11 protein-coding genes and 2 tRNA genes are annotated in these 16,147 nt (G+C 37.7%); 8 read left to right on the top strand and 5 right to left on the bottom strand.

Annotated features, from left to right (window positions below; all coding sequences use genetic code 11):
• Positions 1 to 35: 35 nt before the first annotated feature.
• Both H8S51_RS16635 and H8S51_RS16630 read right to left on the bottom strand, forming a co-directional pair.
• On the bottom strand, positions 36 to 680 hold the full coding sequence (locus H8S51_RS16635; RefSeq protein ID WP_006858972.1) for a type 2 periplasmic-binding domain-containing protein: 645 nt from the start codon (positions 678 to 680) through the stop codon (positions 36 to 38).
• A gap of 274 nt (positions 681 to 954) precedes the next feature.
• Positions 955 to 1,287: a helix-turn-helix domain-containing protein gene (locus tag H8S51_RS16630; protein ID WP_118488125.1), complete on the bottom strand. Its 333-nt coding sequence runs from the start codon at positions 1,285 to 1,287 to the stop codon at positions 955 to 957.
• Between the two features lie 215 nt (positions 1,288 to 1,502).
• On the opposite strand from H8S51_RS16630, the gene H8S51_RS16625 reads away from it, so the two are divergent.
• The 7 genes from H8S51_RS16625 to H8S51_RS16595 all read left to right on the top strand — a co-directional run bounded on the left by H8S51_RS16625 (position 1,503) and on the right by H8S51_RS16595 (position 11,680).
• A complete protein-coding gene (locus tag H8S51_RS16625; RefSeq protein WP_186900213.1) occupies positions 1,503 to 4,592 on the top strand; it encodes an InlB B-repeat-containing protein in 3,090 nt (1,029 codons plus the stop codon).
• A gap of 29 nt (positions 4,593 to 4,621) precedes the next feature.
• Complete coding sequence (locus tag H8S51_RS16620) at positions 4,622 to 5,488, top strand: Ig-like domain-containing protein (protein ID WP_186900212.1); 867 nt, start codon at positions 4,622 to 4,624, stop codon at positions 5,486 to 5,488.
• Positions 5,489 to 5,602: 114 nt separating this feature from the next.
• Positions 5,603 to 6,166: a fibronectin type III domain-containing protein gene (locus tag H8S51_RS16615; RefSeq protein ID WP_186900211.1), complete on the top strand. Its 564-nt coding sequence runs from the start codon at positions 5,603 to 5,605 to the stop codon at positions 6,164 to 6,166.
• 170 nt (positions 6,167 to 6,336) lie between these two features.
• Entirely contained in the window at positions 6,337 to 7,074 is a 738-nt protein-coding gene (locus tag H8S51_RS16610) for a fibronectin type III domain-containing protein (protein WP_186900210.1), read from the top strand.
• Between the two features lie 227 nt (positions 7,075 to 7,301).
• Complete coding sequence (locus H8S51_RS16605) at positions 7,302 to 7,898, top strand: hypothetical protein (RefSeq protein WP_186900209.1); 597 nt, start codon at positions 7,302 to 7,304, stop codon at positions 7,896 to 7,898.
• Positions 7,895 to 10,417, top strand: a complete 2,523-nt coding sequence (locus H8S51_RS16600; protein ID WP_186900208.1) for a hypothetical protein — start codon at positions 7,895 to 7,897, stop codon at positions 10,415 to 10,417. The genes H8S51_RS16605 and H8S51_RS16600 overlap by 4 nt, the downstream gene beginning before the upstream one ends.
• A gap of 69 nt (positions 10,418 to 10,486) precedes the next feature.
• The gene (locus H8S51_RS16595) at positions 10,487 to 11,680 is read left to right on the top strand and encodes a hypothetical protein (RefSeq protein WP_186900207.1); all 1,194 of its coding nucleotides are present in this window, start codon (positions 10,487 to 10,489) and stop codon (positions 11,678 to 11,680) included.
• Between the two features lie 126 nt (positions 11,681 to 11,806).
• Here the strand turns inward: H8S51_RS16595 and H8S51_RS16590 are convergent.
• The 3 genes from H8S51_RS16590 to H8S51_RS16580 form a co-directional block, all read right to left on the bottom strand.
• Positions 11,807 to 11,877: transfer RNA gene (locus H8S51_RS16590), tRNA-Gly, on the bottom strand.
• A gap of 54 nt (positions 11,878 to 11,931) precedes the next feature.
• A tRNA-Phe gene (locus tag H8S51_RS16585) sits at positions 11,932 to 12,004 on the bottom strand.
• 1,016 nt (positions 12,005 to 13,020) lie between these two features.
• Positions 13,021 to 15,297 (bottom strand): amylo-alpha-1,6-glucosidase, encoded by a 2,277-nt coding sequence (locus tag H8S51_RS16580; RefSeq protein WP_241070786.1) that lies wholly within the window; start codon positions 15,295 to 15,297, stop codon positions 13,021 to 13,023.
• 344 nt (positions 15,298 to 15,641) lie between these two features.
• Between H8S51_RS16580 and H8S51_RS16575 the strand changes: the two genes are divergently transcribed.
• The gene (locus H8S51_RS16575; protein WP_022113068.1) at positions 15,642 to 16,139 is read left to right on the top strand and encodes a hypothetical protein; all 498 of its coding nucleotides are present in this window, start codon (positions 15,642 to 15,644) and stop codon (positions 16,137 to 16,139) included.
• Positions 16,140 to 16,147: the final 8 nt, after the last annotated feature.

Raw genomic sequence — 16,147 nt, 5'->3', positions numbered from 1 at the left:
GGACAGAGCAGGCAGTAATGTGCCTGCCAATCCAATTAGTAGTTCAGCAGGAAATCCGCAAATTTCGTATAGTAATCTTTCTGCTCGGAGCGGCTGAAAACACCAAAGTAGCAGCTGTCATAAATGCCATATTTCTGGATCCACTGATTATCGGTCAGTTCGATCGCACATGGATAGGACTCTGACTCGCCATCATCGGTGGAGTAGATCAGATGATCTTTATATTTTTCTAACACATCATCCGAAACATAGGTGCGCAGATCCATCAGCGCACCTTCTTCGGCATAATCGGTGTAAACACTTCCTGTACCGAAAAACAGATCCTCGCCGCCGGCACCGATCATCGTGGAAAGTACCATGTAGTCGTTGTAGTCCGTTGTTGCATTTGGATCATCGGAAAACTGCAGATTTGCAGAAACGTCGATTGGCTGCTGTTTTTTATCATAACCGGCAGCATCAGAAAATTCGTCAAACGCAGCCTCGGCATTTTCACTGGTTGTCTGGACATTGATCATGATGACGCTGAGTACCGGCTTGCGGTAAGTGATAAAATGATATCCCAGACCAATCACGATCGCAGCAATGACACCTCCAAATAAAATATGCAGTTTGTAATAGTCCCAGATATACTGAACTTTTGCTTTGTTCGAAAGTGCCTTAAAATCTGTCTTTTTTTCCATGGTATTTCTCCAATTCTAAATATTTGTCATGTATTTTTGCCATTTACTCCACCGGTATCATTCTACTAGCATAACATACTTAAAAAAATGAAAAAAGTGCCAATTCATGAAGTTTTTCTAAAAATTGTTATTGTTTATACTGCATGCGCAAATGATAACTAAAAATTTTCTGTACTCTGGTCGGATCCAGAAAGAGAAAGTAAGAGGAGCAGGAAACATTCTGGGAAAAACTGATTGGACTGTTCCGGCAAAAACTGAAAAATTAAATTAATTATTAAAGAAGGTCTATGATTTTCAGGACCTTGTTTTTTTTGTCGATATTACAGTATTTTAATTTATTCATGATTTCTTCATCCAGGGATTTTTCTTTTTCAGGATCATGTTTGTAGGTATATTCTGCAGAAATGAAATAATCGACGCTGCATTGCAGGAGATTGGCGATTTTGATCAGTGTAGTGAGTGAAGGATTCGCTCTGCCACATTCGATATTCGAGATATGGCTTGGATTTACGTCGAGTGCATTTGCAATAGATTCCTGGGTAATCCCCAGTGATTTTCGTCGTTCTTTAATTTTCAGTCCGATTGCTTTGAAATCGAGATCATTCATCGAAATATTACCTCTTATATAATATGTGTTAATTTTAATGTACTATTCATGGTAGATGAATGAGGTAAAACAAAATAACATTAGCTATGACTAAAGTATTAGATGAAAAGTGACGATATAAGAAATAAAATAAGATACGGGTGAAGGAGTGTGAACAAGAAAATTTCAAAGAGATGAAAGGATAGTTCGGGAATGAAACGGTGGAGGTACGGAGTATGAAGAAAAAAATGAATCGAATAGGGCGATTTCTAAGTGTATTTTTTGTTGCATTATTTTTTGTAAGTCTGACTACAGTTAATGCAACGCAGGTTCGAACTGGTTATTATAACAGATCATATACATTAGGGAACAATCAGGCTGATAATATTGTGGCGGTGGCACAGGCGCAGATGGGTAAAACAAAAGCGCAACTTAATTATACGGAAGCATGGTGTGCAGATTTTGTATCGGACTGCGCGAGCCTGGCGGGTATTAGTAATATCATTCCAGGCAATGGATATTGTCAGACGCTATATAACAATATCAAAAATAAAGGTGGACAGGATGTTTCGTCACCTCAAAAGGGAGATATTGTTTTTTACTATTGCAAGAGTTGTTCGGTGCATTGGTGTCATGTTGGAATTATGATCAATTCTTCCCAGTCGGTAGAAGGAAACTATAATGGAAAGGTTTCTTTAGTTAATGGTATTTACAAAGATGGAAATGGACATTCACTTGCAAATGGACATATTACACGAAGATTTATACGTCCAGCGTATGTATCAGCAAAACCATTCCATATAAATATTGATTCGCCAAAGGCAGGCGCAAGTACAACATCTGGAATTACGGCAGAGGGATGGGCAATTTATGGAAATGGAGTAACAAATGTAACTTGTAATATTAATGGAAACACATATAACTGTTCCAGAAAATCCCGTCCGGATGTTGCAGAGAGAAATCCGGGATACCCGACCGGAAATGAAGGATTTTCCTATTATATTCCTGAATATCTCATGCATCCGGGAACGAATCAGCTTACGTTTACCGCGTATAATGGAAATACTGTGTTGGGATCGTCAACACGTACATTTCAATATAATATGACGGCATCAAAAACTCTGTCAGATGGTTTATATACCATAGTGTCAGCGGTGAATAATAACAGCGTTTTTGATATTGAATGGGCATCCATGGTGGATGAAGGAAATCTGGTTATTTCAAACCGCAATGGCGGAAACAACCAGAAGTTTGATGTCACTTATCTTGGAAACGGATATTATAAAATAGAGGCACATCATTCGAAAAAAGCACTGGATGTTTATAATGCGAGCACAGAGCGGCTGGCGAATGTGCAGCAGTGTGGTTATCATGGAGGAATGAACCAGAAATGGATACTGCGAAGTGCGGGTGACGGCTATTATTATATTATTTCTGCAAATAATGGAATGTATATGGATCTTCCAAATGCAGATATATCGCCTGGAAACAGTATATGGATGAACTGGGGAAATGGTTCACCGGCAGAAAAATGGAAATTTGAATCGACCACAGAGAAAAGAGAGGAATATAACTTTACATATATTAACTGTGATGGATCAAGAACTTATTTATGTGGTCCTGGATCGACCATTAGAATCAGGGCAGACCAGATAAAAAATGGAAAACGGTTTAAAAAGTTCCAGGTAAAATCTGGAAATGTAAAAATTGATAATGAATATAGCACATCAATTACAGTTACCATGCCGGAATCAGATCTGATTATTGAGGCTGTATATGAAACGATTCCGACATATAAAGTGACATTTAATTCCAACGGGGGAACTGTATCAGGAACCAGTACAAAAACAGTGACATCCGGGGAAAAATATGGAACTCTGCAGACAGCTACAAAGAGCGGTTATACATTTGATGGCTGGTACACATCAGGAAGCGGAGGAACAAGGATAACAGAAAATACAACGGTTTCACTGACAGGAAATCAGACCTTATATGCGCACTGGACAGCAAAAACATATACAATAACATTTAATGCCAATGGAGGAAATCTATCAGGAAACAGTTATATCACAGTGAAAACGGGAAGCAGATATGGAACTCTGCCGACAGCTGCAAAGAGCGGTTATACATTTGATGGCTGGTACACATCAGGAAGCGGAGGGACAAGGATAACGGAAAACACAACAGTTTCCCTGACAGGAAATCAGACCTTATATGCGCACTGGACAGCAAAAACATATACAGTGACATTTAATGCCAATGGAGGAAATCTATCAGACAACAGTTATATAACAGTAAAAACGGGAAGTAGATATGGAACTCTGCCGACAGCCACAAGAAATAGTTACACATTTGATGGCTGGTATACATCAGAAAATGGCGGAACAAAGATAACAGAAAATACAACGGTTTCACTGACAGGAAATCAGACCTTATATGCACACTGGACAGCAGTAAAGAAATACGGTGTGACAATTTACAATGGAACCGGAAATAAAACGGAAATGTATCCCGCTGGAACATCTGTCAGAGTGAAAGCAGACAGCCTGGAAAATGGAATGGAGTTTTCAAAATGGGTCGTTTTATCAGGAAATATAAAACTGGAAAATGAGTCTGACATAGAAACATCGTTCACGATGCCGGAAAGAAGTGTAGTAATTCAGGCGGTTTATGAGAAGTCACAGGCAGATACGGATGCAGGAACAGACACAGATACGGATACAGGAACAGACACAGACGCAGGAAAAGATGCAGATACAGGGAAGACGGATACACCTGAAGCTGATACAGAACAGGACGATGAAGATGATGAGGAAGATGAATCAGATCTTTGGACTGAATTTATTTCCGGTAAAATCCGTTATGAGGTAATGGATGGAAAAGAAGCTGCTGTAGTCGGTCTGAAAACAAAGCAGGTAACGAAAGTGAAGATACCGTCTACCGTTTCTTACGATGGCAGGATATATAAGGTAACAGAAATATCTGATTATGCATTTAAGAAAAGCAGTGTTACGGAAGTAGTGATTGCTGACTCCGTAAAAGAGATTGGTACATCTGCATTTCTTGGCTGTAAAAAGCTTGTAAAAGTTACGATCGGAGCAAACACAACAAAAATCGGTACGAAAGCATTCAAGGACTGCGGCAAATTGAAAAACATTATTGTCAGGTCTAAAAAGTTAAAGAGGATCGGCAAAAATGCATTTTCCGGAATCAGAAAAAATGCACAGATCAAAGTGCCGGCAGCACAGTATAAGAAGTACAAAAAGCTCTTTAAGGGAAAAGGGCAGGGAAAGAAAGTTGTACTGAAAAAATATAGTGGAAAGTAAAACTGTAGTACAGGAAGTCCTGCCGGTCTGTGAAAAATGATTTGCAGACCGACAGGGCATGTTTAGAAAAAGAGAAAGGAATGCTAGTTATGAAAAAACTTTGCAGAAACGGAATTATTTTATTACTGGCTGGGATGATGATGCTTTGTATCATACCGGCACAGCCTGTCATGGCACAGGAGAAAGCGTATATATACATGGATACCCTGAAGCCTGTAAAAAGCGGACAGTATACAGGAAATGAGGGAGACAGTTTTGTATATACGATTGGGCAGCATCAATATACAAGGGGAAATACAGACATTTATGGAAATTCATATACGCATGGAATTGAAGCGTGGATAGCCAGATGGAATTACACACCGGAAATCAGCTGGGCATACAGTACTTACAATATTGGAAATAAATATAAAAAACTGGAGGCAAAACTGGTCTTGATAGACAGCTATAACACGACAAATTTTGACACTACATTGTATTTTTACGGGGATGGAAAATTATTGAAAAAATATCGTATGACCCCGTCAAAAATACCATTTAAAATTTCTGTTAATGTGGCAGGAGTAAAAAAACTCAAAATATATGTAAAAGATAACAAGGCTGTGAGCGGGGGAACATCATTTGGAATTGTAAACTGTAAATTATATAAATCACAGGCACCAAAGAAACCGATGATAACTAATATAAATAAAAAGAAAGGTGTTATTGCCGGAACGACCAGTAAAAATGTAACAGTATATGCCAATATAGGGACAACTACATATTCTGCAAAATCGGATAAGAATGGGAAGTTTAAAATAAAAACGCAGAAGATAAAAAATGGTACACAGATACGGCTTTATGCAAAAAATAAATACAAGCAGAAAAGTAAGGTAAATACGGTGGTTGTGTATTGAAAATTATTTTAGCAACAAAATAGAGCAGGAAAGGAAGGAATAAAGGGATGAAAAAAAACATTAAAAAAATTATTTTTATGCATTATGGTTTTTTGTCTGTTTATGCAGATGAACATGGTTGAAACACAGGCAGCCACAAAAGTTGGGAATACGAAAATAACATCCATCACACAGACTGGGAAAAAGTCTGTTAAAGTAGCTTTTAAAAAGGTATCTGGAGCTAAAGGATATACATTACAGTACAGGACTGCCGGTGGTTCATGGAAAACAAAGAATGTAACAAAAAATAAATTGACAATCTCAAAGTTAAGTACAGGAAAGACCTATCAGTTTAGAGTGCGGGCATATAAAAATGTCAATGGAAAAAAGAAATATGGAAAATATTCCGGAGTGAAAAAAATCACTGTGCGTGATTATGTTTATCTGGTCGATACATATGAACCATATAACAGTTATAATTATGAAGCCTATACAAATGGGAACTATTTTAAGATGGGCGGAAAAGAACAAAAGAAGAGTTTTACACTTGGGCAGGATTCATCTTGGGATGAAAAATTTGCAAACTTTAATATAGAAGGAAAATACAATAAATTGACTTTTAAGGTTGGTAAGATGGATGGAGCAGGTAATCATGGTGATTTCGACGTAAAGATATATTCTGAGGGGCAGTTGGTATAAACTGTTTCGGTAGGTATTTATGATTTGCCTAAAACTGTAGATATTTCGTTGAAAAATACAAGGCGTTTAACGATTGAAGTGCCAGCAGATGCCGGGACTATTGTTGGATTTTCAGATGTGAAATTGTATTATCGTTAAAATGTTGGAGTTAGAAAAGGAGAAAATTATCTATGAGCAAAAAAATTAAAAAAAATTTACTGTTAATGTTTTTATGTGTAATTGTAATTCTGGGATTCAGAAGTAGTACGGTACAGGCTGCGATGGCAGATGAGGCAGAAGATTACGAACTGGGTGAAAGTTATACGGGGAAGCTGACATCTGGCACTTTTTATACAGAAACGAGATATTATAGATTTCAGATTACAGAAAAATCACATGTGGTATTATATGCGGCAATGGATAAAGAACCATATTATAGCTGTGATATGGATATTTATAATACGGCAGGGAAGATATTGTTGAAGAATAATGATATACCATATAAACAAAATGCTGTAACGGGGTTATATAAAGGGCAACAATCCAGAACATTACCTAAAGGCATCTATTATTTAAAGGTTGAGGGATATAGAGATGTTACATATACCTTCCGTATTGAAGCAGAAAAACAGATCAAACTCTCCAAAGGCACATTAAAATCTTTAAAAAGCACCAAAAAAGGTCAGATGACTGTGAAGTGTGCAACTGCAAAAAATGCCATTGGTTACAGGATACAATATTCTACAGATTATAAATTCAAAAAAGGTATCAAAACAGTGTATTCAGCAGGCACAACCAGGACAATAAAAGGGCTGAAAAAGGGAAAACGATATTATGTGAAAGTTTGTCCATACACAGTATATGATGATGGTACGAGGGTATTTGGACAGAATTCGTATGTGAAAACGGTTGTGGTAAAAAAGAAATAACGGATTCAAGATGGGGTGTTCAAATGAACACTTCTTTGAACACCTCAAATGGTACAATTGTTAAAATTGTATCATTTTTATTATAGAATTTTATGTGTCTGTTCAGAAACTCTTCGGGTTCACTAAGCATTTGTTGTGCAAAACAGATAATCGAAAGTATAGGTGTTCTATCCGTTACAATAGAGAAATATAAAATCTTGCGGAAAAAAATGAAGAGGAGATGACTTATGTATAATATTGGAAAGATGAAAAAGTCTGCAAAAAAGAAGCTGTTAATTATTAGTCTGGTATTTACATTATGCTTTTCGGCATGTGGGACGGATAAGGTTGTTGAGACAGAAGCAGAAAAAATAGTTGAAGCAGTTACTAATAAGGATATGAAAGCTGTCGAAACCATAATTTTAGGAACTGGAAATTTTGTAACAGACGAAAAATTGGCGGATTTCTTTGAAGATTCTGAAAATGCCAGTAATGGCATTATTACTAAGATTGTGGAGCAGGATTCTATCAAAATAAAAGAGATAACCAAAGAGTATATTGTGTATGAAATTACTGCACCGGAACTTATGAATATATTTGAAGATGTTATGAAAGAAGAAAATTTGACGGAAGAAAGTTTCGAAGAATATATATACAACTATATTGCAGCAGCAGAGAAAACAAAGTGTGAAGTTAAAGTGCCGTATAACTATGAAGAGGGTATATTTACAGCAGACTATTCAACACAGGAATTTATGAATGGAATAACAGGAAATTTAATAACGGCATATCAGAAATTGATGAAGCAGATGATTCAGGAAAATAGTGAGGAGGATGTTAAATGAGAAAAATCATAAGTTTAGTATTATGTATTGCTATGTTAATATCGTCTTCGAATATCGTTTTGGCGGATGAAAGCACAGAAGAAGCATATCATACCGTGTCGGTTGAATTTTCCGATAATATTGGCAATGCGGAAACGTTACAGGTTATGATAAAAAATGATAATGTCTATGCAAATGCAGAAGAACTTGGGACAAGGCTTGGATATGAAGTTGGGATGTCTGAGGAATATGTTTCTATTTATAATCGGGATGCAGATGAAAAAGTACCATATGGTCTGACAGTATTTTATTATGACAGTACAAAGGCTGGACATATACTGTTTACGCAAATGGCTGATTCTTATGAAGCACCGTTTGAAACCATAAAAAATGAAAATGGTGTGTGGATTCCATTAGAATATTCGCTGCTGTTATTAAATAGCAGCATGTTGGTTGTGGATAACACGATTTTAATTGATATGCCAAGTAAAAATATCATTGATATTTATATGGATGTTTTAAAAAATAATCAAACGTATTTATTTGATTGGCAGGATGACATAGGTATTTCGGAAAAAAATGAAGATACTATGGGGAAGGCTTCTTTTGTTGTAACTATGTTTAATGGGCTGCTAAATATGGACGGGGAATCATGGGTACAGTCGATACAAAATTTTGCGTTAGACAGTTCTGCATATGATTCGAAATATAGTGAAGAACTGGCAATGTTATTTTGTACATATTCAGATGATGAATTACAACAAGAAGTAAAAGCAATGAACGAGTTAATGTCTCATTTTGACGGTAAAGGGGCATTAGGAAAAGCAATCAATGCAATCGATAAGCAATTAGATGAAAATATTGACAATTTGTTAAAGACAAGTAATCATTTGAAATCTCAGATAGACGTAGATAATAATGCAAGTATAGCTGCTTATAATAAATCTTATCAGACATTAGAAAATGCATGTGACAAAGCAAAATTCTTTTCTGATACGACAGAATTATATACAAAAGTGGGAAAAGGAGTAGCAGAAGCAACCAGTTTTCTTGATAAATTTTATAAAGTTGCAGAAGTAGTTGGATTTGCAGATGAGTTTCAGAATCAAGATAAGTATGCAGTAAATGCATTAAGTAAATTTGTTGTAAACACAGATTCTCAGAGTGTTATGTCAAATGCGATGAAAAATGGAATTGTCAATTATGTAGGCACTTTAAAGACCGATATTGCAACATATTCAGCGTTGAGATATTTAAAAGAAAATTATGATGATTTAATTTTTGAGGCGGCAGATCTGACAGCTTCTTTTGGCTTAACAGCAAATTTAATGTTAATAGGATGGAGTGTTATGTCTGCGAACATACCATTTTATAAAGAAGGACTGAGCAATACAGATAGTTTTATGCTTTCCATGTATGCAAGTATATTTCAGGCAGATTCATTTACATCATATCAGACATTAAGAAATTCAATATTTAGTGATGTGAATAATATTACTCCGGAAAATTTATATAAAATAAGTCAATATTGTTATACATATCTGAAATTCTGTTATATAACAAGAGATGCGGCATTAGGTGCATTGAGCGAAGGAGCAAAGACGGCAGTACCAGATTTGATTGAATATCAAAATAATATCAACGAAGAAATTGCAGGATATTTGGTGCAGTTGAAAAATGCAGATAAAACAAATGAAAGTAAATGTTATGGATTTTTGCCGGAAGATAATGCAGAATATTTAGAACAGTATGAAGGTGAAAAGGTATTTCCTATAACAGAAACAAAATCTATGGAAGATTCCTATAATGAAATTCTTGAAAGATATAAAGAGGCTTGTGCTGTTGAAGACAATGAATGGCTGGATAATTTAGAATTATATAATTCTAAATATAGTGATTTGCATACAGCTATTTTGGAATATTATCATGAATTACAATGTACGTTGTTATATACATATTATGATATTGATAATAATGGAATACCTGAATTGTTATTAGCAAGTGGTGGTAGTGAAGTTGTATGTTTTGATATTTATATATATAACGGAAAATCTGCTGTAAAACTATTTGAGAGTGGGCAGTCACTTTATACTTCGTATGAAATTTATACAAATGGAATTATTGCGCAATACCAAGATGATGTTTCATATTATGAAATTGATAACATAAATTATAAAGTCAATAAAATAGAATCTGTTGATGTTATGGAATTATTAAATTATCAATGGGTTGATGGCAACTGGATAATTTTGGCAGAAAATGTTGCACCTGCTACAGGTGAAAATAGTACGCAGACTGCTGTTGATTATACGGAACTTAGTAATGAAGTATTACAAAAGCTGGGGACTATATACGAAAATGAAGGGACAGTATATCAGACATCATTAACAGATAATGTTTTAACAGCTAGAGTAGGTGCATATTCCGAGGATCCAAATATTTCAAGTCTTTTATACACTTTACAAGTTGATTTGATAACGAAAGAAGTAAAAGAAACCAATACTTATACTTTAGAAGAAAAAGTTTATACATTAGAATAGAAAAAGGTAACCTATTTATGCTTTCTAAAAAAGGATTTTGTATCATACGAAGGAGGATAAGATATTATTATGAAAAAAAGAAAATTTGCATCGTTATATATGTTAATGGCAATGACAATTTCTGCCTGTGGGAATCAAACAACGCAGGCAGATCTGGCTGAGCTGCAGGAGAATGATGCGATAACTGCTGATACAGAAGGGCAGACAGAGTATGAAGAAGCTGCAGCAGAAGAGGAAGAGAGTTCTGAGGATAATTCTTTCGTCGAAGTATCCAATAGCGAAAATAATATAGTTGAGATCACAGATTATATAGGAAATTTTGAAAAGGTTGTTGAAATCATGGATATGGAATACGACAACGAAGCTGCGACGGGAAGTAATAATTATTGTATCGACAACTTTAAACTAAGCTGGGATGATTATGGCTATTATGCTGTTTCAAATCAGGGAAATGAGAAGGTGGCTTTATATGGGGTACGTATTGGGGATAATAGAGCAGCTGTATTGTCCAAGATTCAGGAATATGGTTATACATATCAAAGTGTGTCAGAAGATTCAGACGCAATTTATTTGTTACAGGATGGAAAAATAATATACATAGAAATATTTTATAATGGTGAACAAGTTACTGCCTGGTATGTTAATAATTATGAAGAAGGAGAGATAGAAGATATAAAAAATATATTAGAGTTGAAAGAACAATATAATATAAAAACTTCAGAGGCTTGGAAATCAGCATATATTGATTTTGTTTTTGAAAAGTATATGAACGATGATTTTTTGCTTGATGAACCTTTACAAAAATATAAATTAGTAAATGTGAATGGAGATAATATTCCGGAACTATATATTAATTTTGGCTCTACAGCGGGTGGAGATATGTTGTGTAGCTACTTCGATAATTCAGTGATTTATCAGCCTATGTGGAATTATGGCTTTTCATATATAGAGGGTGAAAATTTATTTTTGGATTCTGGCGGGCATATGGATGAGTATTATGATATCGTTTACAGCATAGAAGATGGTTCTTTTGTTGTAGAAGCGAAAGGAGAGTGTGGTGCAGAAGATAATGCTAATATTCAATTTGATGCGGAAGGTTTTCCAATTTATAACTATTATTGGAATGGAAATCAAGTATCGGGTGAAGCTGAATATGAAGAATTACTTAATAAAGCGTTTGATAAAGGACGAGCAAAAAAGCCGTTTGAAAATGATGATATTTATGATTATCAAGAAATAGTGAATCAGATTATACAATATTAAGGTTTGCTTAGATTTTATTTAAACTATATTTTGCAATAATAACGTAAATGCAGGACATTGGTTTAGATTCAATATGAAAAGTCCGGGTTTTATTAGAAACTCGGACTTAAATCATTGCAACAAAAAAGCGGGTGATGGGAATCGAACCCACGTATCCAGCTTGGAAGGCTGGTGTTCTACCATTGAACTACACCCGCATAAAATGTATGAAATTGAATACTGCTGAGCAGAAACCATTGTTTCTGTTCGAATGCCCAGTTCCGGAATCGAACCAGAGACACGAGGATTTTCAGTCCTCTGCTCTACCAACTGAGCTAACTGGGCGTCTCACAACAAAATTTATTTTAAAGGAAAAAGGTTTTGCTGTCAAGCAGAAAATGCAAATTTTTTTAATTTTTTTCATAATATGAATTTTTGCAATAATTAGGAAAACATATACGAGCCATTTTATGGAAATCGTATACCACATTATCAGCATAGCGTACAAAAATAAAAGTAATGCAAATCCAATGAACTTAGTTTGAAACAGAATGGGCGAAACATGAAGATTACAAAAGGATTTCGTCCGATTTTAACGGCAATATATTTCAATACGTGGGAGAATGGGCGAAATAGATATGAATCAATCGGAATAACCCACAAAATTGGAAAAATCAGGGTGAAATGAGTAGAAAAAGGAAGATTTCACCCAAAATCAATAGAAAGCTGTTAAATAGTTAGAAAAAATGGGTGAAACCAGATTTTAATACCGAAGTTTCACCCATTGTGCGCATCTGTTAAATTGTGAAATGATATGTTTTTTAATTCATAGGATTCGGGTGTCAAAAGGTGGCTCTTCAATTTTTGATTGGCAAATTGCACAAAGCAATGCCTATTTTGTTCCGTTGTCCGAAAATAAGAAAATCTAAGTCTGCCTGTGTTAAATTCTCTCAAAGAGACGTGTACGTCATAAACGTCCCATCCCCATCCATGGGACATTAAGACTTTTGCTGCCGTCCATGGCAGCAAAACACTGCGCATCGACAGGCAAACTAAGATTTTCTAATTTTTTCCCCATGTCACAAAAACAGTCTCTGCTTTGTGCAATTTGCCAGCCACTAAATTAAAATCCATCTTTTGACACCCGAATCTTCATAGGAAATTACGTCCTATGAATTAAAAAGCCCTCCGGGCGGGATGTGCATCCTGCGGAGAAGAAGTTAGCTGGGAACAGCACCGCTCGAGCACGAAAGAGTCGTAAGCGACTCTTTGTTCTCTGTGTTGTCGGTCAATCATGTTATGTGGTAACGTATGGCAGTACATTTGTATATCATGCGTATAGCAGGATAGCAGGACGGAAGTTACATATACGGCAGCACATCCTGCATATAAGCCCGCAGTGTCTCACCGACGCTCCATGCCTGCGCATAGCAGCCTCTTGGATTGTGAGGTGCATCCCCGTCGAAAATTTCGGAGATCGAGCCGATACAGCCATTGTCGGTCAGGTGATGACGCACCGGCCCGAGCAGGGAAAGCAGCTCTTTGGTACATTCCAGCGAGTGATCGTGGACTTTGGCATAGGCGGACAGAAAACCGCCGAGCAGAAATCCCCATGCCGTGCCCTGGTGGTAGGCAGCGTCGCGTTTTGACAGGGAACCACAGTAAATGCCGTGGTAGTCTGAATGGTCGCTGGTGAGAGAGCGAAGTCCGCAGCCTATATAAAGATATTTTTTGACAAATGCGACGATTTTTGCTTCCTGCTCCTTCGATAACATGGTAAAAGGCAGTGACACCGCATAGATCTGGTTTGGGCGAAGATGGTCATCCGGCTCATCCCCGTCCACGACATCGTAAAGACAGCCTTCTTCCTTCCACCAGAACTTCTGGCAGAAAGATGCTTTTACAAGTTCCGCAAGTGCAGCATAATTGTGGGAGGTCATAACATGACTGCCCAGACTCGTGGCGGAAACGCCAGTAACCGAAACATGACTGCCTAAACCCTGGGCAGAACCGCCAGAACCCGAAACTTCATTGCCGGAAACCGTGGCAGAACCCGAAACCTCACTGCCGGAACTTGTGGCATAACCGCCAGTAACCAAAACATCGTCCCCACCTTCATACCGCCGGGCAAGTTCCTCCATGACCTTCAGCGCATTATACCAGAGCGCATTGATCTCCACCGGTTTTCCGTGGCGCGGGGTGGCAACCCAGTCACCGACGCGTACGTCCATCCAGGTGATCTGGTCAAGACCGCTTCCGGCATGGATGAGCCCGTCCTCCTCCATATAAATACTGAAATCTGTGCCATTTTTGTAAGCGGAAATGATTTCCTTCAAATGAGGATAAATATTTTCCTGTACGAAAGCATTTGCAGCGGTATCCGGATAATACTGCAGATACTGCCATACCGCATAAAAATACCACAGGGAAGCGTCCGCTGTATTATAAAGCGGAGCGGCATTGTCATCCGGGAACATGTTTGGCACGATCCCGTGACGGATGTATTTGGAAAAAGTTAAAAGGATTTCCTCTGCATCTTTTCTGCGCCCGGTGCAGAGCGTCAGTCCGGTAAATGCGATCATCGTGTCACGGCCCCAATCCGTAAACCATGGAAGCCCGGCAAGCACGGTTTTATAGCCGGTGGAAGCACGGTCACAGAGAAACTGATCCGCGGCGAGAACCAGGCGATCTGCAAAATCATCGTGGATACCTGCCGTTTCGTAGAGTGATTTTGTATACTTTTCCCGTTCTTTTAAAATGTCAAAAGCGGTATCTGCCGTGATATCTGTAAATGTTTCATCGGCAGCGATCACGGAACAGAGCACGGAAATCTGTTTGTGGCTTTTCGCCGGAAGAAAAACAGTGACTTCATGTGGACAATAATGACAGTCGAGTCCGTCCGTCTCAAGATCGACTTCGGTCTGAAGCTGCATGTCAATATCGAACATAGGCGTATGGTCGGAAAAAATACCTTCACTGGTCTGGAACAAAATGGCAGTATCAGGATGGCTTTCTGGGATCAGGCAGAGTGAATTGTCGATCAGGGAAGTACGAAAATGAAAATCTTCCGGGCGGCTGGATGCACTGTGTTCACGGAAATTAAAAAGCGGAACCAGCGTGAGAGAAGCATCCGGACCATTATTTTCGATTTCATAGGCAATGGCACACACATTGGCACCATGTTTTAAGCAGATATGTTTTTTCAGCATGATATCGCCCGCCTGGTATGTGTAGTGAACACTTCCGTCATAAGAAAAAGAGACGAGATATTCCTGCCCCTGTGTGTAACAGGTTCCGCCATTTTTTCTGTGCTGTGAGGTCTCAAGGTTATACACTGCAGATACAGCTGGAACAGATCCTTTTTTTAACGTGTCCGTAATGGGATGAAATTTTTCGTCAGAACTGCCGGTGTTTTCTGCTGCAAATACGGACAGGGATTCGTTGATCTTGGAAAAAACAAGATAGCGCTCGATCGGCGGGTGGAGACTCGCGATCAGATAACCCTGATGCGTCCGGTTGTGAGCACCGATGAGGGAACTTCCGGCATAACCGCCGATGCCGTTGGTCAACGCCCATTCACGGCGGATTCCATTTTTAAATGTGGAAAATGCATCTTTTTCATAGTGATAATTGATCATTTTTTTATTCTCCATGATAAAAAGTTATTGTGTGTAAAAAATGTGTTGCAAAACTGCGAAAAATTACGAAAAAACCATTTGCTTTTATTTTACACGATAACAGGTGCGATGTACAGAAAAATAAAAAATGTATAAAATTTCCTGTATTTATGCAGAGAATGGAGGGACAGCCCTTGCCTGACAAGTTGTTACATGATAATATAAGAAGTATGACCTGTGGCAGACTTGCAAAAGAGATGCTGATGTATGTGAAATAGAACCAGTTCCACGATGGTGGAAAAGGCAGCCTGCCCAAAAGAGTATGTCAAAAAACAGGTAAATATAAGAAAACAGGAGAAGATTATATGCATGAGAAATTAGTGATCGTTCCGAAAAAGAAAACAGGTTCCAAAAAAATGTTAACTACAGCATGGTTTATCCTTGCCTGCCTGATGTTTTTGCTGGCTACATTTGTGAATCCGGTTATTTTTCTGATCCCGGGAATCGCATTTGCACTGGTATGGTATTTTCAGGCATTTCGTTCGGATATAGAGTACGAATATACCTATTATGATGGAGAGTTCCGCTTTGCACAGATCAAGGCAAAAAGCAAACGTAAAGCCATCGGCAGCGTGCAGATGGATGATGTACTTGGATTTGCTCCAAGAGGTGACAGAAGCGTATACAAATACGAAAATGACAAGAATCTGGCATATAAAAATCTGACTTCCGGCGACCCGGAGGCAAAGGTGTATGAGCTGATCGCAAAGGGCGAAAAAGGACTTGTGCGTTATGAGTTTGAGCCGGATGATGAGATGCTCGATGAAGTTATGGTAAAATATCCGCGTTCCGTGGTAAGATAAGCGGTGAA

Source organism: Roseburia rectibacter, from assembly GCF_014287515.2.
In the GTDB taxonomy this organism is placed as follows: domain Bacteria; phylum Bacillota; class Clostridia; order Lachnospirales; family Lachnospiraceae; genus Roseburia; species Roseburia rectibacter.
This window is presented reverse-complemented; position numbering and strand designations above follow the sequence as displayed.